The sequence below is a fragment of the Sphingobacterium sp. 40-24 genome (assembly GCF_001899705.1).
Taxonomy (GTDB): Bacteria; Bacteroidota; Bacteroidia; order Sphingobacteriales; family Sphingobacteriaceae; genus Sphingobacterium; species Sphingobacterium multivorum.
The window spans coordinates 48,912-72,774 of sequence record NZ_MKWH01000014.1 but is presented as its reverse complement, the minus strand read 5'-3'; the positions used below and the strand labels follow the sequence as shown (position 1 = coordinate 72,774).

Annotated in this window: 17 protein-coding genes; 5 read left to right on the top strand and 12 right to left on the bottom strand. The window is 40.7% G+C overall.

The features are described 5' to 3' along the window. Positions 1–16: 16 nt before the first annotated feature. The 3 genes from BGP15_RS05295 to BGP15_RS05285 form a co-directional block, all read right to left on the bottom strand. Positions 17–3,355 (bottom strand): SusC/RagA family TonB-linked outer membrane protein, encoded by a 3,339-nt coding sequence (locus BGP15_RS05295; RefSeq protein ID WP_286768898.1) that lies wholly within the window; start codon positions 3,353–3,355, stop codon positions 17–19. A gap of 19 nt (positions 3,356–3,374) precedes the next feature. Continuing rightward, positions 3,375–5,978 carry a zinc-dependent metalloprotease gene (locus BGP15_RS05290; RefSeq protein WP_286768897.1) on the bottom strand — a complete coding sequence of 868 codons (2,604 nt, stop codon included), beginning with the start codon at positions 5,976–5,978 and terminating at the stop codon, positions 3,375–3,377. A gap of 380 nt (positions 5,979–6,358) precedes the next feature. Beyond that, on the bottom strand, positions 6,359–7,726 hold the full coding sequence (locus BGP15_RS05285; protein ID WP_286768896.1) for a sensor histidine kinase: 1,368 nt from the start codon (positions 7,724–7,726) through the stop codon (positions 6,359–6,361). Between the two features lie 162 nt (positions 7,727–7,888). Between BGP15_RS05285 and BGP15_RS05280 the strand changes: the two genes are divergently transcribed. Then, positions 7,889–11,062 (top strand): AsmA-like C-terminal region-containing protein, encoded by a 3,174-nt coding sequence (locus BGP15_RS05280; RefSeq protein ID WP_286768895.1) that lies wholly within the window; start codon positions 7,889–7,891, stop codon positions 11,060–11,062. A 114-nt stretch (positions 11,063–11,176) separates the two neighbouring features. Then, entirely contained in the window at positions 11,177–11,704 is a 528-nt protein-coding gene (locus tag BGP15_RS05275) for a hypothetical protein (RefSeq protein ID WP_286768894.1), read from the top strand. A 15-nt stretch (positions 11,705–11,719) separates the two neighbouring features. Here the strand turns inward: BGP15_RS05275 and BGP15_RS05270 are convergent, their stop codons facing one another. Beyond that, on the bottom strand, positions 11,720–12,142 hold the full coding sequence (locus tag BGP15_RS05270; protein WP_286768893.1) for an NUDIX hydrolase: 423 nt from the start codon (positions 12,140–12,142) through the stop codon (positions 11,720–11,722). Positions 12,143–12,270: 128 nt separating this feature from the next. Next, complete coding sequence (locus BGP15_RS05265) at positions 12,271–13,428, bottom strand: aspartate aminotransferase family protein (RefSeq protein ID WP_286768892.1); 1,158 nt, start codon at positions 13,426–13,428, stop codon at positions 12,271–12,273. Positions 13,429–13,646: 218 nt separating this feature from the next. Here BGP15_RS05265 and pdxR point away from each other — a divergent pair, with 218 nt between their 5' ends. Beyond that, the gene (gene pdxR / locus BGP15_RS05260; RefSeq protein WP_286768891.1) at positions 13,647–15,083 is read left to right on the top strand and encodes a MocR-like pyridoxine biosynthesis transcription factor PdxR; all 1,437 of its coding nucleotides are present in this window, start codon (positions 13,647–13,649) and stop codon (positions 15,081–15,083) included. A gap of 300 nt (positions 15,084–15,383) precedes the next feature. Further along, positions 15,384–16,382, top strand: a complete 999-nt coding sequence (locus BGP15_RS05255; protein WP_046673918.1) for a beta-ketoacyl-ACP synthase III — start codon at positions 15,384–15,386, stop codon at positions 16,380–16,382. 469 nt (positions 16,383–16,851) lie between these two features. Here the strand turns inward: BGP15_RS05255 and BGP15_RS05250 are convergent, their stop codons facing one another. From BGP15_RS05250 to BGP15_RS05220, 7 genes are all read right to left on the bottom strand, one after another. Continuing rightward, positions 16,852–19,128, bottom strand: coding sequence for a multicopper oxidase family protein (locus tag BGP15_RS05250; protein ID WP_046673917.1), 2,277 nt, complete (start codon positions 19,126–19,128; stop codon positions 16,852–16,854). A 53-nt stretch (positions 19,129–19,181) separates the two neighbouring features. After that, positions 19,182–19,607, bottom strand: a complete 426-nt coding sequence (locus tag BGP15_RS05245; RefSeq protein WP_286768890.1) for a DUF2231 domain-containing protein — start codon at positions 19,605–19,607, stop codon at positions 19,182–19,184. A 4-nt stretch (positions 19,608–19,611) separates the two neighbouring features. Then, positions 19,612–20,274 carry a DUF3347 domain-containing protein gene (locus BGP15_RS05240; protein WP_286768889.1) on the bottom strand — a complete coding sequence of 221 codons (663 nt, stop codon included), beginning with the start codon at positions 20,272–20,274 and terminating at the stop codon, positions 19,612–19,614. 12 nt (positions 20,275–20,286) lie between these two features. Next, positions 20,287–20,718: a hypothetical protein gene (locus BGP15_RS05235; protein ID WP_286768888.1), complete on the bottom strand. Its 432-nt coding sequence runs from the start codon at positions 20,716–20,718 to the stop codon at positions 20,287–20,289. Positions 20,719–20,729: 11 nt separating this feature from the next. Next, a complete protein-coding gene (locus BGP15_RS05230) occupies positions 20,730–21,611 on the bottom strand; it encodes a DUF3347 domain-containing protein (protein WP_286768887.1) in 882 nt (293 codons plus the stop codon). Between the two features lie 175 nt (positions 21,612–21,786). Then, the gene (locus BGP15_RS05225) at positions 21,787–22,191 is read right to left on the bottom strand and encodes a hypothetical protein (RefSeq protein ID WP_046673913.1); all 405 of its coding nucleotides are present in this window, start codon (positions 22,189–22,191) and stop codon (positions 21,787–21,789) included. Positions 22,192–22,336: 145 nt separating this feature from the next. Continuing rightward, complete coding sequence (locus BGP15_RS05220; protein WP_046673912.1) at positions 22,337–23,143, bottom strand: alpha/beta hydrolase; 807 nt, start codon at positions 23,141–23,143, stop codon at positions 22,337–22,339. A gap of 179 nt (positions 23,144–23,322) precedes the next feature. Here BGP15_RS05220 and BGP15_RS05215 point away from each other — a divergent pair, with 179 nt between their 5' ends. After that, positions 23,323–23,763: an SRPBCC domain-containing protein gene (locus BGP15_RS05215; protein WP_046673911.1), complete on the top strand. Its 441-nt coding sequence runs from the start codon at positions 23,323–23,325 to the stop codon at positions 23,761–23,763. Positions 23,764–23,863: the final 100 nt, after the last annotated feature.

The window sequence follows — 23,863 nt, the reverse complement described above, 5'->3', positions numbered from 1 at the left end:
ATAAATCAATTAAAAATTAAAAACTTGCGGAAAGACCAAAGGCAAACGATTTGCTGATCGGCTGCGCATAATAGTTTCCATAAGTCTCCGGATCAAAATACCCTTCATAATTTGCTCCGAAAACAAATAGATTACGTCCTTCTACATTCACGCGTAAATTGCTTGCACCAATTTTTTTGCTTAGTGCAGGAGGTAGTGTATATCCCAAACGTACGCTATTGATACGGACATAACTCATTTTCTTAGCCCAAATATCATACTGGCTGAATGAATTGATTGGATCATTACTCTCCAACCACGCGTAGGCCATCCAGCGGTCATTTAATTCAGAACTTATACTTCCCAAAGCAGGCATATTACCACCCTTTTGTAGGACATTCAAAAGATCTGTTGTATAATTCTGTCCGCGGTCGACCTTCGCTGGATTATAAGTCGGTGTACGGCTTACCCAACGCTCCAGATTGAAGACAGCTGAAATCGCCAAGTCAAAGTTAGCATAACGGAAACGGTTGGTCATACCACCGATAAACTTCGGATCTTTACTACCCTTGTATTTAAATTTAGAACGGTATTCTGCAGCTGTCATGTCGGTTTGCGACATATAACCCGGCAAGAAATCAGCCCAAGGATCGTATAAACCATAAAACTCTTCAAAGCTTGAAACCGATCCATCTTGATTTCTAAATTGCATCACACCATCTTTATCCAGTCCAGCCGTTTCCAGCACATATAGACCACTGATTGGGCGCCCTTCCTGTGCCTCTGGTGCATAAGCCTTCGGATCATTCATAACCTTCAATAACTTATTGTCATTATGTGCGATATTAAAGTCCGTTGACCAGGAGAATTTATCTGTTTGAATCTGACGGCTTGATATGGTCAGTTCTACACCTTGGTTTCGTGCTGAGGCCCAATTGACCTGCACATTCTGGAAACCGTTTTCTAAAGGCAATGCACTATAAGCTATTAGGTCGGTACTTTTTCTGTTGTAATAGTCAACCGTAATATTCAATCTATTCTTCCATAGACCTAGATCAACTCCAGCATTATAAGATTGCGTACGCTCCCAACGTAATTTATCATTTGCAGGTATCTCAACCGTAACTGTTCCTTCATTATAACCCGGAATTAAAGTCGAATTTCCATACCTTCCAACGATAAATGGATAGGTATTCCGATCGACATTGCCCTGGATACCGTAGGAAGCACGTAAACGGAGATCCGATAACGCCGTTTTTCCTTTGATGAAGTCCTCCTCAAGTACGTTCCAGGATCCGGACAAAGACCAGATTGGTAAGAAACGATATTGCGGATCTACACCGAACATATTTGAGCCGTCATAACGAATACTACCATTGACGTTGTATTTACGATCAAACGTATAGGTCGCATTTCCATAAAAAGAGGCATATGAGTTCTCGATATATCCCTTACTATACTGAAGGAATTTGGCGTTTGTTTGATCATTACTATTTGGAAAAACAATACTTTGTGTAGTTAAAGTCGCTGGATTGTAGCCAAAACCTTTGGTTGATACGGCTTTATTCGTACTACGGCGCAGCTCTGTTCCTCCCATCAATTCCAGCTCATGTCTGTCGTTCCAAGTTTTGTTATATTTTAGGTAAGTTTTCCAATTATATTGGAAGATACTATTATTGATATTTTCGATCTTACCTCCTGTAGGCAAGAAATATTTATACGTTTTAGTTGCAGAATCGTAATACCGCGTCGAAGCCCGCAACTTGCGCGTATTATAACTTTCCTGATCGGCAAATTTTTCTGTGCTGTTTTCATCAAACTGCAAACCAAATTCGGAGCGTAATGACAATTGTGGAATAATAGTATATTCCAGGTAACCAATCGCTTTCAGTGCCTTATTCGTTAACGTATATTTGGTATTCTCCCTTTCTTCTATAGCATTGAAAGGAATATAGGTATCTTTTTCATAGCCTTCAATATCCGGATCATAATTGTATTTACCAGATTGATCACGTACAGTCAAGTATGGATTAACCAAACGCATATAATTACTAGGATTAGTAAAGGCATCGTCATCCTGGATTGGGTTCTGCCTATTTGAAACGGATCCTAATAGATTGATTCCAGCTTTGAATCTGTCGTTAATATTGAAGTCATTATTTAATGTCAAAGAATAACGACGAAGATCTGCTCCTTTTGTTGCTCCCTTCTCATCGTAAAAACCGCTGGACAAATAATAACGATGCCCGTCATTACCACCAGAAATTGAAGCTGAATACTGCTGATTCAAAGCTTGACGATAAAGTTCTTTTCCCCAATCCGTCTGTTGTGTGCGCAATTGATTGATTGACTGCTGTACTTCAGGTGATAAGGCTGCCAAACCACCCGAACGGTAAGCATCCAATGCATTTGCTTTGTTTAATATCCGCATAACGCCCCCCTTATCCGCACGATAATTTAAATCGGTGCGGTCGGCCATCAAGAGTTCAAAGTCCACTTTTTCATTGGCATCCATCAGGTTGAGTTTACCGAAATCCGGACGTTGCGTCACAAAAGTATTTGCTGATACCTGCAGTTTTGCAGGTCCAGATTTCCCCCTTTTTGTGGTAATCACAATGACTCCATTTGCCGCCCTCGCGCCATAGATGGAAGTCGCCGCTGCATCCTTTAATACCGTAATATCGGCGATATCGTCAGGATTGATACCCGCAATCGGAAGATTACTCAAGCTATTCAAATTGTCTTTGTCAATTCGTTTGGGCAATTCAGCTCCTTCAATCGGTAAGCCATCGATGACCCATAAGGGGTCTTGTGTGCCATTGAGTGATACCGTACCCCGGATACGGATCTGTGGCGCGCTGTTAGGTCCACCATTAAAATTACTCAGCTGCAAGCCTGCGACCTGACCAGCCAACATTTCGTCGATCGATGAAACTCCGGTTTGTTTGATATCAGCGACATTGATTTTATTGTAAGCCGTCGTATTCTTACGTTTTTTGATATCCGTATAACCTGTTACGATCACTTCATCTAAAGATTCACCACTTGGCTGAAGCAAGATTGTCTTATGATCCTGAAATACCGGCACCTGAATACGCTGGTACCCGACATAGCTAATCGTTACATATTTTAAATTACTAGGCACTTTTAAGCGAAATTCTCCAGCCGCATCGGTCAATGAACCCAATGCCGACTGCTGCACCTGATTAGGTACACCGATATCTTCTGCTACTGCCGAACTTTCAACGACAACTGTCGCCCCCACGACAGGTTTTAAAGTGACCGCATCCAGAACCTTTCCTTTCAATTCTCTGGATTCCTGCGCATGCGCAACGTGCACACACATGAAGGTCAACGGTATTAAAAACTTATTCATTTTGGTAGATGTTAATATATTAGTTTAATTCTAAGGTATTTGCAATACGCAATAAAAGATCCATGTAATGCGATTTTGTCGTCGCATCACCAGTCCGCTGCTTTTCTTTCAACAACTGGTAAATCTCATATAATTCAGCGCGTTTATAAGTCAGCATATCCGAAGTACGGATCATACCAGTGACATGTACATTCCGCAGTCCAGCTTTTGAAGAGGATGCATGTTGTGGATGTAAACATAGATCAGGTTGCGTCGCTTCAACCAGCTGCTCGATACCTGCTAGTTTCTTCGCATTTAGTTTCTCCATCGATTTGTTGGTAGAGACCATCAGCACATCCACATAGTTTTGTTGCAGCATCCGTGTTTTAAGATCCAACGATTGTCCGCTGATGGTTTTAGCAAAAACCGTCTGACGTACAGAAGTTAAAAACTCCGGTGCGCTCCATGCTTTCTTACTTCCGAAAAGATTTTCCATCTCAACCATACGCAGCAAACGTTCATCATTGACCAGTTTATACAACATAGCGTATTGAAATTCACGTTGTAAGTTATAAGGAGCGTACTCAAATGGTCCTAACGGAGAATCTTTCAATGGAAAAGTTTTTGCCATCAGCTCCGGAACGAACAACCATTCGGGCATGTAAAAGACATTCTTCTTGAGGTACTCCAAAGCACGTAGTTGTTTGTCTTTTGGTACTGGGCTATAGGCATCTTTTTGATCACCCAAAACAGCATTTTCGAGGTAAATACCACCAATATTATTTAAAACATGATCAGCATATGCATACCATTGTCCAACCACGCCCATATACAACTTACCGGCACGGTAGTAATCATCGCCGACATTGGTTGTCCAATTGATAATATTAGGCATCATGCGACGCAGATTCAGCATACCATATTCGCCAGCCTTCATGGCGTCATCACCAAGATCTTCCGATTGAGCCCGCGGATCAACGATATTTTTAGAGTCCTGCTGTTCACCGTAATGATAAATAGGATCATGTACATGGCTATCAATTTCCTTTCTCAGCAAAGGGATTTCATCCCAAGGCTGTGTTTTGCCATACCAGCGGTAGGCCCAGCCAATGGCATACTTGTCGTAAGCACCGATCACGGGAGTAATCTGTTCTACGCCATCCTCAGGCTGTGCGACATAATTGAAACGTGCGTAATCCATGATGGAAGGAGCGGTCCCTCCCATTTTAGCGGTGAAGCTTTTGCTACGCAACGAATCAACAGGGAAACTTGCCGAAGAGCCCATATTGTGCATCAATCCAAGCGTGTGTCCAATTTCATGGGACGACACAAAACGAATAGCATGTGCCATTTTCTCATCGGAGAAAACATTAGCACGTACTGATGTATCTACGATACCGGTCTGTATGCGCATCCAACTGTTCAAAATAGTCATGACGTTGTGCCACCAAATCACGTCAGCTTCTAATATCTCCCCTGAGCGTGGATCAACAACAGATGGCCCCATGGCATTAGCTTGAGCAGATGCTGCGTATACAATAGAAGAAACATTAGCGTCGTCTGGATCAAATTTGACACTATCCGGCTGTTGTTTGGCCAGAATTGCATTTTTGAAGCCAGCAGCTTCAAAGGCGACCTGCCAATCATGTACGCCATCAATAATGGCCTGACGCCATTGTTTTGGGGTCGCTGGGTCCAAATAAAAGACAATCGGTTTTTTGGGTTCGACCAGCTCCCCTTTCAGATAGCGCGCTTTGTCTTCGTCACGCGGTTCCAAACGCCAGCGATTGACCAGATTTTTCTTATCCAGTTCTTGTTGTTTATCGTTAAAATACCAACGCGGCGAAGTAAAGAAACCAACCCTTGGATCTGCAAACCGGGCAACCATAGGCGTTTCAGGCAGTTCGTAAAGGTTACTTGTAATTTCCAAAGAAACCGGTACAGATTCATTACCTTCCGTCACCTTGGTAGAAAATACAGACTTCACAACGATATTATTCGCATAGGATTTGATATCTTCAACTGTAGATATACTGGTTTTAGGTGAAGTTCCCAAACCCAAGGAAGTAAACACATCCGTAAAACTCTTTTCTGAACCATCAAATACCTTATTGACTTTGATTACAACAGCACTTGAATCTTTTGAATAACTTTCAATCTTAAAAGATTCAATATAAGAAGGGCGGTAATTATCGTATACCGAAGCGGCTATTGCGTCACCTTTAGGGACTTCCACCTGAGGTTTGATCTCCGAAACCCACACTTCTTTCTTCTCCTTGCGGAGTGTAAACCGGATGACCTTATTTTCATAATTCATTCCTTTGTTTACCCCAGCCTCATTTAAAGCCAATGGAACGGAAGACAGCTTCTGTATCAACAGAATATCCTGTCCCATTTTCTTCAATGGAATTTCAAAATAGTAATTATTTTCCTTACGAATTACCGTAAACATACCAGTATCAACCCGGGCATCTTTAAACAATTTGTCGTACGCAGCTGTCGTATCTTTCTTGGCAATAGAATCTTTAGCAGAAGTAACCGTTTCTTTTTTTCGCAGGCCTACTGTTTGCAATAATGAACAAGATTGCATTAGACCAGCGGAAAATAAAAGACCTATGGCTAACTTAGTGTAAGTGTTTTTCATCAAATAAATATTTTGAGCCCTTGTTTTCAAAGGTGATATCTGAGCTCGTTGCACTCCATGTGTTTTTCAAAAGTGATGACGGATCATCAAACTATTATCTCGTGTTATCCATAAGCTAATTTTAGCTTACTACAGAACGATTAGAAAGTAATTTTGTCTATTCCAAGCAGGTCAATTCCAAGTCATTTATACTTAAAACTTATGCTATTTGATCGGATAGGATTAGGCTAACCACGAACTAATATTTCTAGATTAGGAGCCAAATTTGTTAAAAATATTATACAGAAAAGTATGCAAAGCGATGAACACGCAGTTTAAAGGTATGAACACGCGCTACTAAAACATGAACACGTAAACCGACCATCTTTTATTCTTCATTTTCAACTGGATGAGAGTGGTAAGTATACCGAAAAAAAGTCCGATTCTATCCCGTACCGGAATCCCGACATCGCATAATAACGATAAATGGATGCTAAATAATTAAGTCCGTACCCCTCACCTTCCAGCTCTGCCCCCTGTCTGGGCTGCCAGTTATTGCGGATTTCCAGCACGTTTTCTTCAACAAGATAGATGATCTGAATCTTCAGCGGATGTTCGATCGAAATACGGGTATGCTTGATCGCATTTTCTACCAGCATCTGCAGGCCCAAACGTGGAATTTTCCGATCCAAACATGTTGCTGGCAGCCGAATTTCCATATCACTTAAGGCCGCTCCGAACCGCACCTGCTGTAAAAAGAAATAGGCTTTGGCCAATTCCAGCTCCTCCCCCAATGATGACCATTCGGCTTCATCTGTGCGGAGCATCTTCCGGTAGACTTTTGTCATCTTGCCAATAAAAGACTTCGCAAGATCATTGTCCTTTCCAATCAGGTATTGAAGCGACCCAAATGTATTGAATAAAAAATGCGGATTGATCTGCTGCCGCAGTTGAACCAACTGCATGCGCGTATATTCATTCTCTTGCTTCAGGGATTGCAGTATCAGCTGCTGAATCTTGCGACGCTCCACGATATTAAAGTAGATTAACACCATAGCTACCAACATCAAGCCCACACCAAGCAAGATGCTATACGTTAGCAATTCTTGGATTTCCTCTTCAATACTCAGCAACAGGACATACACCTTGATTTCACCACCCACTAAAAGAATGTTACAGGGATACGAATTGACCATAACGTCCAGCTGAAGAAAATCAGATTTCACAATCTGTCCTTGTTTTGCAACTGCTGTACTGGCCCGCTTACCCCACTTTCGATTATCTGGAGAATACACACATAATCCACGGTCGTCGTAAATCTCGAAATAAGCTCGTCTTCCGAAATTGAGTTCCGCGAAATAGGCATTCAATTTTACTACATCCAGATAAATGTGATATAGTCGGTGATTTATTGTCCGTGTGCGTAACAAGGTAAGCATTCGCTGATTGACAGAGTCCGCTTGTCCAACCGGCAAAACGACCAACAGCGAGTCAGCACTTTCTTTTAGATCAAAGGCGGGCTGATTTAAGATCTTTTTTTCCGAAAGGAATAGATCTTGCTGCAACAACTCCAATTGCTTTTTGACAAGCAACATATTCTCATCTGCAAAATCGATCAGTATCCTCTTCTTAAGGAGGTCTACTTTATGATGGATAATACCGAGCAAGCCCCCCCCAATCAACAACAACAAAAACAAACAGGCAGTCAGGATGATACTATTCTTCTGTTCGGCATTTTTAAATCGAAATTTCACGCTGCAAAAATACATGAAATTTTTAAAAGCCTATGCAAAACACTTCGCAAGAAAGGCTTTAACGCGGCCTCTTGTCAATGAAAAACGACATAATCCAAGCCCTTTTCAAAATAAATGCATCACATAACTGAGATTAATAATAATTTTCTGATTTTTGTGACCACAAAAAATTCCAAAGTGTCAAAAGCAACATTTATAAAAGTTGTGAAACGTATCGCTATCGTTTTTACAAGCATCGCCGTACTACTCGTTATCAGCATATTATCTATTCCTTATATATTCGAAAATGAAGTAAACAGCAAGGTCAAATCGCTCGTAAACGAGCACATTACAGGTGAATTAAATTATTTTAAAGTAAGATTAACCTTCTTTGATCAATTCCCTTTGCTTACTGCATCGATGGATGATGTCTTACTAAAAGGGGCCGAACCTTTCAAAAACGACACGCTGCTCGCTGCAAAAAAAGTCAGTTTTGGCGTGGACCTTATGAGTCTTCTCAAATCTAAAATTGTAATCGACAAGTTTATCGTTAACAGCGGGAAGATCAACATCCTGGTTGATTCTTTGGGAAATGCCAATTACAATATTTATAAATCTAGCTCCGCTGATGCTACAAAAACACAAGACAATTCCGAAAGCAGTGCTTTAGCCTTCCAACTGATTAAACTTGAAAAAACAAATCTTCATTATGAAGATCGCTCCATTCCGCTACAGATAGAGGCAAAAGATCTGGAATATGAGGGTAAGGGAGATCTGATGTCAAATATCTTTGACTTGAACACACGTGCAAAAATTGCATCCTTTTCATTTTCCTTTGACAATGAATTGTATGTGGACAAAAAGTCGATCGATGCCAATTTGCTAACACGGATCAATACCAATAATTTATCTTTCGTCTTCGAACGAAATGATATTAAAATAAATCAATTACCGGTTCGTTTCCGTGGGTTGTTGTCTTTTATCTCCCATGGTTATCACCTGGATTTCAAATTAAAATCACAGGAAAGCACCTTGGCCGAATTACTTTCATTAGTCCCAAATAGCTACGCTTCTTGGATCAAGGACCTCTCCGTGAAAGGTACATCGGAGGTTTTTGTCAATTTAGAAGGAGACTATATTGTCGACAACAACAAAATGCCTAATCTTTCCCTTGGACTCATGGTCAACAATGGCTTTCTCGCGTATAAACAATCCACCAATCCGCTAACAGACTGGAATGCAAAATTACGGATAGACCTGCCGGCACTGAATCCAGACTCACTACAAATTGATCTGAAACAATTTGACTTTAAAGTTGCTTCAGGCTATTTCAATGCACAGGGCAACATTGCGGGTTTACACCCTGTAACCGTGCATGCCAACATAAAAAGTGATCTTGATCTCGGTAAACTCAATGAATCCCTACAATTCCCAGACTTTTCATTTGGTGGAAAATGGAATCTTTACGCAAAAATCGACGGAACATACGCCAAAGCTATTCGTAAGGTAGGACTTCAAAAACGCGAACAGGAATACATTGCATCCATTCCTACTTTTGATATCAAAAATACACTCGTAGATGGTAAATTCAAATTGGCTAACCTCCCACAGGGGTTGAACAAAATTGCTTATCGTCTGGAAGCAAAGGATCCCGATGGCCAATTAAAAAGTGCATCAATAGCAATCCATGATATTTCTGTTCAGGCGCTTAACAACTATATAAAGGGTTTTATTTCAATAACAGATTTTAATAAAATTGCGGTCAACTCGGATTTAAAAGCTTCATTTAATTTAGCAGATATCAAAAATTTCTATCCCATTAAACAAGTTGAATTGGCAGGATTAGTGGATGTCAACCTCATGGCAAAAGGTTATGTGGATCTCAAACGAAACATTTTTCCCGAAACCAATACATCCATCGTGATGAAGAATGGCTTGATCAAGTCAAATGATTATCCTATCCCGATGGAAAATATTCAGGTCGAAGCCTTTGTCAATAGCAAAAAAGGCTCACTTCGAGATCTGAATGTCAAAATCCTACCGGTATCATTTACATTTGCGGGCGAACCATTTTTCTTGAATGCAGACCTCAAGAACTTCAATAATATTAAGTACAGCATACAATCCAAGGGTAAGCTCAATCTCGGCCCTATTTATAAACTCTTTGCATTAGATGGTACCAATGTCGATGGTTTTATCTATACGGATTTCAGTTTAAAAGGTTTACAGAGCGATGCCACCAATGGTCATTATAACCGACTCCAAAATAGTGGTCAGTTAAGTATTGGAAACATCCAGGTTCAGTCCGACATGCTTCCACAGCCTATTGCAATTAGAAGTGGGAACTTCAGTTTTTATCAGGAGAAAATGAATTTCGATAAATTCTTGGTAGCCTATGCGAAGAATGATATTTCCATCAAAGGATATCTCAACAACATTATTAATTATGCAACAAGTAGTCAAGCACCGTTAAAGGGGCAATTTACACTCAGCAGCAAGAAAATCAATGTGGATGATTTTATGGTTTTTGCTTCTCCGGCCACATCGACGACTGCAAGCTCTTCGGAAAGTGGTGTAGTTCTTCTACCTAAAAATTTGGACATTCAGGTCTTGGGGCTTGTCAATGCCATAGCATATAATAAAATGAATATCAAAGACTTCAAAGGTGACCTACAGGTAAAAGACGGTAAGATGATTCTTCATAAGACAAACTTTGAACTAGCGGGACTGAAAGTAGATATGAAAGGAAGCTATCGTCCTATAAATCCACGTAGAGCAAGTTTTGATTATGCTGTAAAAGCTGACAGCTTTGATATTCAACGCGCTTACAAAGAGATACCGCTATTCAGAGAAATGGTTAGCTCTGCCAAAAATGCTTATGGCCTGGTTTCATTGGATTATAAATTGGGTGGTTTATTGAATGGCAATATGCAACCAGTAATGCCCTCCATCGTCGGCGATGGATCCCTAACACTGAATCAAATTAAATTCAGAGGCTTCAAGTTACTTAATGGAATTAGTCAATCTACTTCCAAGGAAAAATTGAAAGATGGCGAAGTGAAAAAAGTTGTTATTAAATCCCATATCAAAAATAATGTGATGACCATCGAACGCACTAAAATGAAAATGATGGGATTCAGGCCTCGTTTTGAAGGTCAAGTGACCTTAGACGGACGGATGAACCTAGGTTTTCGACTGGGCTTACCTCCTTTTGGAATCTTTGGGATACCTATGCGAATTACGGGCACTCCAGATAACTTTCACTTAAAAATGGGAAAATACAAAGAAGAAGATCTCGACATGGAAATGGATGACGAGGACAACAAAGTATATAAAGAATCTCAAAAGACGCAAGAATCACAGGCTAAATAAACTCGCAATAAGTTCTAGTAAAGTCTGTCAACACAATAGTGCTGCAGTAAAAACGTTGTTTAATATAACAGAAAGATTTGTTAACTTAAACAACGTTTTTAATTTTTGAAAACCATGAGATATATACTAATTATACCCATTGCAATGCTATCCATTTGCAGTTGGTCCAGTTTCAAGACCGTTAACGATCAGAAAAACCCCTTATATGGGAAAGTATTCCGTGAGATCAATGAAATTGCTGAATTAAAATCTTATACCTATACAACTGGTGCGCTTATTGAAACCAACAAGAATACCCAAGGAGACTTTCGCTTTGCTGCCGGCTATTTTACAAATGCCAAAAATGGTGTTTGTATTTTAGAGGAATTGTTACCCGATGATAGCAAAGGTAAAGTCAAATACAAGATTTTGGATACCATCAATATTCAAAAACTGAAGTCCAACGAGCAACTCAGCTTATGCAACTGCAAGCAAGGTGGCAAACCAGACAGCGAAATTATAGCCATTAGCCGGGTCGATGAAAGCAAAGAATATTTCGACAAAATCGTCAAGGCATGGCGAATGGATACCAAAAGCCAAAAAATTATTCCTTTAAAAGACACAAAAGGCATCAGCTGCCTCAATGAAGGCTATGGCATCTAGCGGCGACAGGATTTTTTAAATCAATCCGTCAGCCTTCAACTTGTCAAACACATGCAAAACGCCAATGACCTGGATAGGTTCTTCCTGATATTCTTGGTGTGAAAAATAACGAACGGCGCCAATCTCATTACTGGGTTCGATCTGCTCTGTTAATGGGTACAGAAAACAATCCTGTTCCATGATAACCTCTGGCACAAGCCCGTACGCCGGAGCTGTTACATGGCAATAATACGAGATTTTATCCGGATCCAGATTGATATTCAACTCCTCCAAAATCTCGCGACGTAGGGACTGCAGGGCTTCCTCCCCTGCATCAATCTTCCCACCTGGCAGATACCATGCCTTTCTATTGTTGCTATACGCCAATAATAATTTATCTTCCTTAATACTCACTAAACCCGCTGTAGGCAAATATTTTTTTGTTGTCTTGAAATCCATTATAAGCTATTACTGATTAAATACGCTAGATGTGAAATTACTTCTTTTACAACATTTATCAAAGCGCAACAGCTCATCTGGAGAATCCTTCGTTAAAACTTCGCAAAAAATCAATACAGCGGGGCCAATCAATATACCGAAACATCATCGGCTAGTTTCTCTTTATGCACAAGCTTCCGTAGACTCTTCAAAAATGTCTCCGCGTGATTTATGGTGAAACAGAGCGGCGGTAATAGGCGGAGGGTATAGCGTCCTGCATATCCTGTAAAAATCTTTTCAGAAAACAAAAGTTCTTCCCGTAGGTGTTGAATATCGTTTTCAAACTCTACGCCAATCATCAATCCTTGCCCCCTCACTTCACTCACGCCATGAATTTTTCTTAATTCTGTCAACAGAAATTCACCTACAGCTGCGGCATTATCAATCAATTGCTCTTTTTGGATGACATCAAGTACAGCCAGTGCCGCCGCGCAAACCACATGACTACCGCCAAAAGTAGTGCCCAATTGCCCCATCACCGGCTTTATTTTAGGCGAAATAATTGTCGCCCCCATCGGGAGGCCATTTGCAATCCCTTTGGCCACCGTAATTAAATCGGCTTCTATCCCAGCATGCTGATGTGCAAAGAAACGTCCCGTGCGCCCATACCCGCACTGAATTTCATCCAAAATAAGCATAGTCCCAGTTTTCGTGCAGATTGCTCTTACTTCCTGTAAGAAACTAGGACTTGCCCGATGAATCCCCCCGACACCTTGAATAGGTTCAATGATGACAGCACAATATTCTTCGGTTTCCAATTGTTTTTTCAAACTGGAGATCTCGTTGAAGGGTGTAAAGACAAATTGTTCACTGTCATTTAATGGTGCACGAATCGACCGGATATCCGTTGCCGAAACCGCAGCTGCAGTTCTCCCATGAAACGCATTTGACATCGCCAATACTTTCCTCCTTCCCGTATGGAACGAAGCTAACTTCAGTGCATTTTCATTTGCTTCGGCCCCCGAATTACTGTAAAAAACAGCATATGTAGGATAACCACAGGCACTGCCCAAGCGCTCGGCCAAACGATCCTGAAGATCGTTTGTAACTGCATTTGAATAAAATCCGATCTTATTCATCTGTTGTATAGTTTCTTCAACAACATGCGGATGGCTATGCCCAACAGAAATAACGGCATGACCACCATATAGATCTAAATAGGCCTGCTGCTGTTTATCATAAACAAAGCAACCAAGGGCTCGTTCGATCGCAATATCAACTTTCTCAAAAACGGGAAATGGTTTCATGAATGACTTCGATTAGTAAAACTCAAAAATCAACTTAAATCTCCTTTCATTCCTAGTCCAAGATGGTTATTTATTCCTAGTCCAGCCGTCACGTACAATAAACAAAACAACTCATCTTAAATAGAATAGCGCAGCACTGATCATGCATCATCTATCCGATGTATTTTAATCCTGCAGAACAATTGTATATTTGAACAATTACCCGATACAATAGCCTCATGCTTAGACCTTGGAATTTAACGATAGATATTGACAGATCCTCTTCAAAAGCGATTTACATCCAAATAGCGGATAACATTGCTGCTGATATACAATCAGGTCGATTGGCGAAGGGAACGGCCTTACCCAGTAGCAGATCTCTTGCAGCCCAACTAAAATTAAACCGAAACACGGTAATCGATGCCATACAGTTGCTGTTGAGCGAAGGCTGGCTGGTTAGCCAGGCACGTAGAGGTATATTTGTAGCGGCTCAATTACCTTATGGCTCTAACCTATATGTTGCACAAAAGATCGAATTATCTGATCATCAAGCCCCCACACGTATTATATTCGATGATGGTAATCCAGACAGCAAGATCGCGCCTGTAGAACAGCTCGGACGGGCCTATCGTCAGATTTTTAAGCGCAGCGCACGTTGGAAAATGATGGGTTATGCCGATCCCCGAGGACATCTTGATTTTCGGGAAGAAATCGCCAATATGCTCAACATCGAGCGCAACATGCACATTGATAAAAATAACCTATGCATCAGTCGTGGAAGTCAAATGGCCATGTACCTGGTCGCCCAATGCCTATTACGGCACGATGATTATATCTTTGTGGAGTCCCCTGGATACCATTCAGCCTGGAAAATCTTTGAAAAAGCAGGTGCGCGATTGATTCCGATCCCTGTCGATACCGATGGTCTTATTGTTGATGAACTTCTCCCACATTTATTGAAAAAAAGCAATATTAGGGCACTGTATCTTACTCCACATCGACAATATCCAACCACTGTGACCTTAAGCAAAGAACGGAGATCACAATTAATAGCATTATCCAACCAACATAACTTCACGATCATTGAGGACGATTACGATTACGAATTTCATTTTGAACAAGCGCCCTATTACCCACTCGCTTCACAGCAGGAACTGATCAATACTGTTTACATCGGTACACTCAGCAAAGTTGTTGCACCAGCACTCCGTATCGGTTATCTGGCGACAAGAAACGAGCAGTTACTCCAGAAGGTTACCGAACTTCGCTACATCATCGATATACAAGGTGACAATATTATGGAGCAAGCTGTCCTGGAACTCATTCAGGATGGAACAATTCGTAGACATATCCGAAAAGCAACGCTGCTTTACAAAAAGAAACGTGATTTCATGATCGCCCAAGTAGACAAATATCTGCAGGATCATGTGAGCTATACTTCTCCACAAGGAGGATTGGCGGTTTGGCTATCATTTAAACATCAGATCGACTGGGCATTTTTATCCCAAAAATTAAAGGAAAGATCAGTCCATATACCGCATCCCGAAAACTACAGCAGAGAAAATATTTTTGGTGGAATACGACTTGGTTATGGATCCTTATCTGAGGAATTGATCGAGGAAGGAATCATCATTTTAGCTGAACTTTTGGAACAGGCGAAACGCTCCTTCCGATGATTTGAAACACAAAAAGCAACTAGACTATTTTGCGAATTGGACGAACATAGTTAGATTAATATTTCGTAAAAACAGGCGCATTCAATATTTAATTCCGCATCATAAAGACCGATTAAAAGATTAGTATAGACAATATGTAAAAAACAGTTAAAAGTGTTGGCAAAACGTAATTTTTTGCCATAAATCATTTTTTTCGCTTATTAATCGCATAAATTAACCGTAGTTTTACGGCGCAAAAAACACACGAGTCATTCCTAATAGGATAGCTATAATAAGAGAGAGAATAGAGTACATTAATTTATGACTGAGAGAATACCCAGCAGGCCGTATGCAGCAATTACTGGTATTGGCGGATATATTCCACCGAATAAGAGATCAAATACAGATTTGGAGCAGTTTTGCGATACATCCGATGAATGGATTATCAAACGTACAGGTATTAAGGAGCGGAGAATTTTAGAAGAAAATCTTGCCACATCAGACATGGCTGTAAAAGCTATACAAGATTTGGCAACACAATATCATAAAAATCTGAACGATGTAGATGCGCTAATTGTAGCGACTTCTACACCCGATATGCCAATGCCGGCAACAGCAAATATCATTTTAGAAAAATTAGGTCTTACCAATGTTTGGGCTTTTGATGTCAACGCTGCTTGCTCTGGTTTTTTATATGCCTTAGACATGGCTTCAGCTCTCGTTGAGACAGGCCGTTATAAAAATGTACTCGTAGTCGGTGCTGACAACATCAGTACTTATGTCGATTTAAAAGATCGTTCGACCAATATTCTTTTTGGTGATGGCGCTGGTGTGATATGGCTTGAGCCATCTTTGGAAGGTGGAATTATGGATGCCTATCTATGTAGCAATGGCGCGGGAAAAGAATTCTTAAAAATCGAAGCCGGCGGTTCTTTGTATCCAATCGACAGTAATCTTCCTGTCAACGACAACAGATTCCTGAAACAAGATGGCAAAACTGTATTTAGACATGCTGTTCAGTCTATGAGCGACGCCTGTAATACGGTTTTACAACGCAACAACCTACAGATTGAAGATATCAACTGGTTAATTCCACATCAGGCTAATCAGCGCATCATTGATGCCGTTGGGCGTAGTCTGAATATACCAGAAGACAGAGCATTAAGTAATATCGAATACCTAGGAAATACCATTGCTGCCACGATCCCGTTGTGTATCTGGCAGAATATTAAAAAATTAAATACCGGTGATTTAGTCATGTTAACCGCCTTTGGTGCAGGTTTCTCTTGGGGAGCCAGCATATTTAAATGGATGATTTAAGCGATCAAAAACTTTAGTCGTCATAAAATTCACACTAGTATAAAACGCCAGGAATAAACCTTTTCTGGCGTTTTTCTTTCTTTCCATCTACCAAAACCAGATTCGCCATCCCCCAATAAGAATTGATCTATCTTCCTTTTATAGGCAGAGTAGCGGAGAAAGGAATACGCTAGCGGGGAAAGCACTAAGCTAGCGATAACCCGAAGGGCAAAACATGAAAATACATTGTAGACAAGGCTTACATAACAAGTTATTTTTATATTCAATAATAGGGAGTTTATAGGGACCTTATTCGGACCTTATAGGGACCTCATTCGGATGAACGCGGCTAAAGTCCGATTTATCTCCCAATAAAATCAGGATTATTTCATAAACAGTACGCCATTTATCCACTCTTTTTATAGCACAAGAAAAAGGGGGCTTTGCGATGCAAAGCCCCCTTTAAAAATCCAATATAAAATCTACGTTTTTAATAATTTAATGACAAGCCCACACCAAAGCCCATATCGCTATCATAATGTGTTCTAAAAGCCATATTTTTGGTGATGACATAATTTAGTCCAGCCATATATTCAAGGTCTGAGTTGACCATAAAATCGCCACGGATCCTTCTAGCGATCGGGATATCCTCACGCATAAGCTGCAATCGCACAATTCCATCGTGATACACCTCTGCCTGAAAATTGACCAACATGGGTAAAGTATACATAAAACCCAGACTTAAAGCTTTGCGACTATCTTTTTTATTGGCCTGTCCAAAAATATTTTTCTCATGTTCATCCTCACCCATTCGACGATAACGATAATCAAAACCTACAAATGGCATAAACCATTGCATCTTCCCAAAGTATCTACCCAAGTGGGTTTCCACTTCATAACCGTGCATATCATTATACCCCAAACGCCATTCTGAACCAAGCTGCCAGCGTGCATTCTGAAACATTGCCTGACCGTCATTTCCATTGGTAGCGAAATCATTTTGCGCCATGAAATGAGTCATATTACTTTCCATCTGCAACTCCTTATAGGCTTTAGCTTTATCTGGAAGATAGGGATTTTTATAATCGTCCACAGCAAAAACGCGGTTCATCCCCGCCATCATATGATACAGGATATGGCAATGAAAAAACCAGTCTCCTTCTTCATTCGCTAAGAATTCGATCGTATCCGTCTCCATGGGCATGATATCCACCACATTTTTCAACGGCGCTTTTGATCCTTTTCCATTTAACAATCTAAAGTCAAAGCCATGCAGATGTATTGGATGACGCATCATTGAGTTATTATAGATGGTAATGCGCAATACCTCGCCCTTTTTTACAGGTATCTTATCCGTTTCAGAAAGAATTTTATTGTCCATGCTCCATACATAACGGCTCATATTTCCCGTCAGGGTAAATTTGAGATCTCGTATCGGCGCTTCTTTAGGTAGTTCAGTCGCCTGGGGAGACTCCAGCATCGCATAGTTGAGCGTGACAATATCGCCCAATGCATTGGCATTATAACGATTGGGATCTTCGTCCATGTTCATTTGTCCATGATTCATACCGCTATGTTTACTGTGATCTTCTTTTTTCTTTCCATCACCTGTAATTTCGGGATACATCACCACATTCATATCCATCTGGTTCAGGCTCATCTTCATGCCCATATCATTGAGATCACCATTCATCTTCATCATATCGTTCATCATCTTCATGCCCTCAAAATATTTAAGGCGGGGAAGCGGGGAAATCAATTGTTTAATACCATTTCCGACAAAATAACTGGCAGATTGTGTTCGATCTTCTGTTGTTGCCATGAATTCGTAAGCTGTACCTTCATTTGGTATGGTTACAACGACATCATAAGTCTCCGATACCGCAATCATTAATCGATCGACCTCCACCGGAACCACATCATTCCCATCATTGGCAACAACGGTAATTTTGCCACCTGCATAGCGCAGCCAAAAATATGACGAAGCACCGCCATTGGAAATTCGTAAACGCACTTTATCTCCTGCTTTCAAAGCTTTACCATTCACCGACTTTAAATCCGTGGAATGAGCCCCGTTCATCAACACCTTATCATAATAGACATCACTGACATCCATCGCCAGCTGACGTTTCCATTCATTCGTGACTTTCGTCTTAAACTTCCCTTCTTTAATTGCTTCGACGTACGATTGTGTAGACCCTTTTTTTATCGCGGCCCAATCGTTGGCCGTGTGTAGCATTCGCTGAATGTTATCGGGGTTATAATTTGTCCATTCACTTAATATGACCGGAATCGTGGGTAAATCATCAATTCCTTTTCGGAAAGTCTTATCATCTGCACGCTTGTTGAGAATAAGGCTACCATACATACCGATCTGTTCCTGGAGGCCCGAATGCGAGTGATACCAATGTGTACCGTGTTGAATTATCGGAAAACGATAGGTATAAGTCGAATTCGGCTTTATAGGTTCCTGCGTCAGGTGTGGCACACCGTCTTCTTTATTCGGCAGAAAAATACCGTGCCAGTGCAGCGAAGTACTTTCCTTTAACTCATTGTGAACAACGATTTCCGCCGTATCTCCTTCAGTAAAAGTCAGGGTCGGCATTGGAATCTGTCCGTTTACAGCGATTGCCCGTTTTGATTTGCCGGCATAATTGACAATGGTATCCCGTACATAAAGGTCATGACGAACCACTTTCTGGGCCAGCACTGTCAGTTGTGTCATCAATAGTAAGACAACCGTTAATATATTACTCTTTTTATACATGTTTATTCATTTAATTCATTAGTATTCCATTTCCCATCGGTCCTACGCCATATTTATTGGTAGACCAGTCTAGCACCGTGATGCCCTGTGATAAATAGTGTCACCGATAAACTGATCAACAAAATCAATATCAAATAGTTTATCCAAGCACCTGTATCTTTTCGCAATCCAACAAAATGCAGGACTGTAGTGCTACTTGCAATCCAAAAGCTGATCCAGGCAAAACGTTGATGGATCTCAAAAACCGCGAAGGCCTTTTCATCTGCATCGCCTGAAATATGGGTTGCGGTCTGAATTGCAGCAAGAGCTCCAAGTGTTCCCAGTAATAACAATCCGAAAGTCAGCACAGTGAAAGTACGTCGATGTTCTTTTAACAATAAGGCACCTATATGACTAATCAAGGCCATCAGCAAGAGCACAATCGGAAAATGTACCAATAGCGGGTGTAAGCTGGGCAGTCCTTCGAATAAGCTTTTCATTGTATTAATGTATTGTTTCTACGATAGATCCACAGGTGGTCATTGATTGACCTAAATAAGGATTTTCAATTTTCTTTTGTGTACTCAACCAATTGGCTCCTTTTCCATCACGATACATCGGACAATGCTGATAATAGACTGGAGCTTCAGGTTTGACAGATTTCATCAACACATACATATTTTTGGAAAGGGTCACAAAGTGCTCTCGCTGATGTTCATTTTCCGTAATCCCAGCAATATGCTCTGTATCGAAAGCCAATTTCCGTTGGTATTCCTTCCAAAGTTTTCCTTGAACAGCATCTAACTGCTCGTTATTAAGTTTTACAATGGCAGCCTGTATTCCTTTCGCTGCTGTCTGTGCAGCCGCTCCATTATCCTTAACCAATGCATCTTTCAGCGCGAAATAGGCGCTGTATAAGCCTGCAAAAGGATTGCTAGCTGCTGTTACATCAACTTTCCCCGCCGATGGTTCTATTTTTGCAGCTGTATTATTTACTCTGGCAGCCTCTTTAGTCAAAGCGCTATCGCCTTTGCTTTTGTCGACATTCGTCGTTGCAGTATCCGCAGCAACAGGGATCGTATGATCTGCATGTGTATTTTTCGATGTTGAATTATTGCAGGCAACGAATATCAATGCGATCGCCACAATTAGCATAAACTTTTTCATAATTACGTGTATTTATAGGTTTAGATTTTTAATATAATTTCGATAGTTTGTTTCGTTTTCAAAATAGGAAACTTCTCCTTGATCGCCGGTAATTGCAATGGAAGCCGTCGCCTTATCCACTTCTTTTTTTGAAAAAGGATCGATGGCTACACGTACCGCAGCTTCTTGCGGTATGCGCTTTTTACACATTTCACAGCAACCATAATAATCCTTACCCTCGTGTCTGACCAGCAATTGTTTTTTCCCCATAAAAGCATCATTCACCATGCAAACTTGTGCTGTAGGGACGAGATCACCCACTTTATATTGAACTGACGGTACAGGCAAACTGATCGCCGGATCAGTCGAAGCTATTTGATCTTCAGCTTTGGTATTTGTTTGTGAACCGCTACAGGCCGTTAAAGACAATACAACAACCGATAGGATCGCTAGAAAATAATTCATAACACAGGCGATTAGTTTAACGTTTCTACTGTACTTCCACAACTAATCATTTGCGCTCCAAAGAATGGGTTTTTCACGGCATTCTCCTTACTTAGCCAATGCGCTCCCTTGCCTTCACTAAACATAGGGCAATGCTGATAATAAATAGGTCCGTCCACTTTACTCACCTTCAGCAGCTCATACAACGCATTTGAAAGAGATGCAAAAGCCACACGTTGCTTAGCAACATCTTTATTTTTAGTTATACCAGTCGCATCGCTTGCCAGCTTATTCATCACCTTCATCCATACCGTATGTTCATCGTGGCTAAGTTTATTCATATCGACAGCTTTGACTGCTGCTTGAAATGCCTCGGCATGAGCCGCTGCCGCCACCGCATCTGTCTTCACCAATGCATCCTTTAGCGCAAAGTAAGAACTTGCCAACAGTGCAAATGCGGTCTTTTCATCCGCTGCTTTTGAGTTCACCGAAGGCTGAATTGTTGTTTGTACGCCCTGACGATGATTCGTATGATCGACCTGCTGTTCAGTATCATATTTTAATGCTGGTTTTAGGACTCGTTCATATTGTTCAGCTTTTGCCAATTGAACATAAGCATCATCTGGAGCCAGAAATTTTTCATTGTCGAACCCTGCCAATGCAATGCGCTTAAGAACCTCATCCGCGCTTGTTTTTGACGAGTCGTAGGTAACAACCGCCAGTTTGGTTGCCTGATTCCAGTCAACTTTCGCAAATTGTCCGTCCCGACCTTCTTTTTCAATGATCGTTTTAACAGCCGGTGTATTTCCAAAAATCTTTACTGTCGCTGTCTTTGCATTTTTAATTTGTGCATGTGTATGTTGGGTGGATAGTAATACAGGGATTACCAAACCAAGTAATGACATTAATCTCATGATTATCATATGTAGTATATAAAAGAATACCGACGAAAAACCCTTCTACAGCGATTTACTGTATTTGCGTATTGAATCCGATAGATCCAAAGGGATTTTCATAAGCTAAAATAAAACGGGGCTTTGGATAGAGAAACCGATCCAAAAAGACATAGCATGGGCTATCAGTCTAACACTAGGCGATCTGAGGAGGTTGCCAAATGGAAAAATAGGCATCAGCGCAATAAGGCTGTTTATAGCGCGCATAAGCGCTTGATGCATCAGCATATAAGGGTAAAATAAGCTGAGCTTCGATCACTGAAACAATAGGATTACATTGCAGAGAGGTACGGCATGATTTTTCGCCACAATGTTTACCACAGTCATCCGCATGATGATCTGATTTTGGTGATTCAGCTCTTTCATCTTTACAACAATCTGCTGTTTCGACGTCCTTTACCTGTTGTCTTTCATCAAGGCAACATGATTTTTCTTCCTGTTTTGGCTTTTCGGACGGTTCGTGACAGGCAAATAACCTATACGGTGCTAAGAAAAGCCCCAGCATACAGATTATAAATACGATATTACGTTTTGCCCACATAACGGATTAATTTGAAAAGTAGAGATGTGCTACTTTGGAGATAAATTTCGGTAGAATTTTCGAATGTACAATTGTAATATTTTTTATTTTATTTATAATATTTTGATTTGCTGTATTTCCGATTCTCGGCCTGGCCGCATAAAAACTACTTTTCGAGTCCTTTGATCCAGTTCAGTATCAACAGGCAACCAGGCGCATACACTCCCCCATGATCAAACCCCTGTAGCTGATACAACGACGTTCTGGTATGCCCTACCTGTTTTAAGACCGCTGCCAAATGGGCGTTTTCTTCAAACCGTGCCGCCATTTCCAATTGTTGATCCCCAGTGATCAGGAGAATTGGCGGTGCATCTTTCCGTGCGAACGAAAGCGGTGCAAAATGATCAATCTGGGGGATCACCATGGATTGCCCACGTTCCTTTTTAATCGTATAATGCGTATTTGTTTGCCCACTAATCGGTGCCAGCCCTTTTATATTATTTGCATCAACACCAAATTTTTGCAGGTAATGCTTATCCAAACCAACCATTAAAGCCAAATATCCGCCTGCTGAATGTCCCGACACATAAATTTTTGAGGGATCTCCGCCATAGTTTGCAATATGTGAAAATGTCCATGCAACAGCCTCAGCAGCATCTTCGATATAGCTCGGCGCTTTCGCTCTGGGGCTTAGCCGATAATTGACTGCTATAACCGCTACACCTTTTTCTTTAAGTTCAAGTGGAATAAATTTATTTCCCTCCTCTAGTCCGCCGCCATGAAACCATACGATGGTAGCAAAATTTTTACGATCAGTCGGTATATAAATATCCAATTTACAACGTTCTTTCTTATAAGAATCTGGTTCATCTGGTCTACAATAGGCAACGTCGGTTGTCGTTTTATAGTGCTGCGCAAACATCAAACTCGGTGAAAGCAGAAAAAAGAAGATAACAAGCAATTTGGAAGACATATAAATCGGATTTAAGTATTAAATAGCTTAAAGTTAACAAAACTCCATCAAAACCATTTGGTTGCGTTAAAATAAGTTTCAACTTCACACTTTTTATTATATATTGATAATTATCTGGCAATAGATATAACAAAACACAAATTTTCCTGTTATTAACTTAGAAAACATCATAATATTATATGGAACGGATAAAGATTGAAACCCATATCAACGTACGCGTAGAAACGATCTGGAATGCCTATAACTCGGCCGAGGATATCATGCAATGGAATCATGCTTCAGATGACTGGCACTGTACAAGTTCGATCAATGACTTACGTATTGGCGGAAAGTTCAAAAACCGAATGGAGGCAAAAGATGGATCTATGGGCTTTGATTTTGAAGGCAGCTATACCGCGCTTGAACCCTTTAAAAAAATAGCCTATGTTATGCCTGATGGTCGTCATGTTGAAATCAACTTCAATGCAAAAAAGTCTGCTACGGATATCACGATAATTTTTGATGCAGAAACGGAAAATCCTATTGATATGCAACGTAATGGATGGCAGGCCATACTCGAAAATTTCAGATCTTACGTTGAAAATACCTATGCAACGACACAGCTCGGACAATCGCATTAACGACGGACGAGCTTAGCTTGTCTTTCCTTGCGATCATCTTTTAAATAAAGGATATGCTTAGGATTCTTAAAAGTATAGTTATATTTAGCCACTAATTCGT

Coding starts and splice junctions, on each gene's coding strand:
- BGP15_RS05295 (WP_286768898.1), bottom strand. CDS start 3,355: ATGAATAAGTTTTTAATACCGTTGACCTTCATGTGTGTGCACGTTGCG.
- BGP15_RS05290 (WP_286768897.1), bottom strand. CDS start 5,978: ATGAAAAACACTTACACTAAGTTAGCCATAGGTCTTTTATTTTCCGCT.
- BGP15_RS05285 (WP_286768896.1), bottom strand. CDS start 7,726: ATGTATTTTTGCAGCGTGAAATTTCGATTTAAAAATGCCGAACAGAAG.
- BGP15_RS05275 (WP_286768894.1), top strand. CDS start 11,177: ATGAGATATATACTAATTATACCCATTGCAATGCTATCCATTTGCAGT.
- BGP15_RS05270 (WP_286768893.1), bottom strand. CDS start 12,142: ATGGATTTCAAGACAACAAAAAAATATTTGCCTACAGCGGGTTTAGTG.
- BGP15_RS05265 (WP_286768892.1), bottom strand. CDS start 13,428: ATGAAACCATTTCCCGTTTTTGAGAAAGTTGATATTGCGATCGAACGA.
- pdxR (WP_286768891.1), top strand. CDS start 13,647: ATGCTTAGACCTTGGAATTTAACGATAGATATTGACAGATCCTCTTCA.
- BGP15_RS05255 (WP_046673918.1), top strand. CDS start 15,384: ATGACTGAGAGAATACCCAGCAGGCCGTATGCAGCAATTACTGGTATT.
- BGP15_RS05250 (WP_046673917.1), bottom strand. CDS start 19,128: ATGTATAAAAAGAGTAATATATTAACGGTTGTCTTACTATTGATGACA.
- BGP15_RS05245 (WP_286768890.1), bottom strand. CDS start 19,607: ATGAAAAGCTTATTCGAAGGACTGCCCAGCTTACACCCGCTATTGGTA.
- BGP15_RS05240 (WP_286768889.1), bottom strand. CDS start 20,274: ATGAAAAAGTTTATGCTAATTGTGGCGATCGCATTGATATTCGTTGCC.
- BGP15_RS05235 (WP_286768888.1), bottom strand. CDS start 20,718: ATGAATTATTTTCTAGCGATCCTATCGGTTGTTGTATTGTCTTTAACG.
- BGP15_RS05230 (WP_286768887.1), bottom strand. CDS start 21,611: ATGAGATTAATGTCATTACTTGGTTTGGTAATCCCTGTATTACTATCC.
- BGP15_RS05225 (WP_046673913.1), bottom strand. CDS start 22,191: ATGTGGGCAAAACGTAATATCGTATTTATAATCTGTATGCTGGGGCTT.
- BGP15_RS05220 (WP_046673912.1), bottom strand. CDS start 23,143: ATGTCTTCCAAATTGCTTGTTATCTTCTTTTTTCTGCTTTCACCGAGT.
- BGP15_RS05215 (WP_046673911.1), top strand. CDS start 23,323: ATGGAACGGATAAAGATTGAAACCCATATCAACGTACGCGTAGAAACG.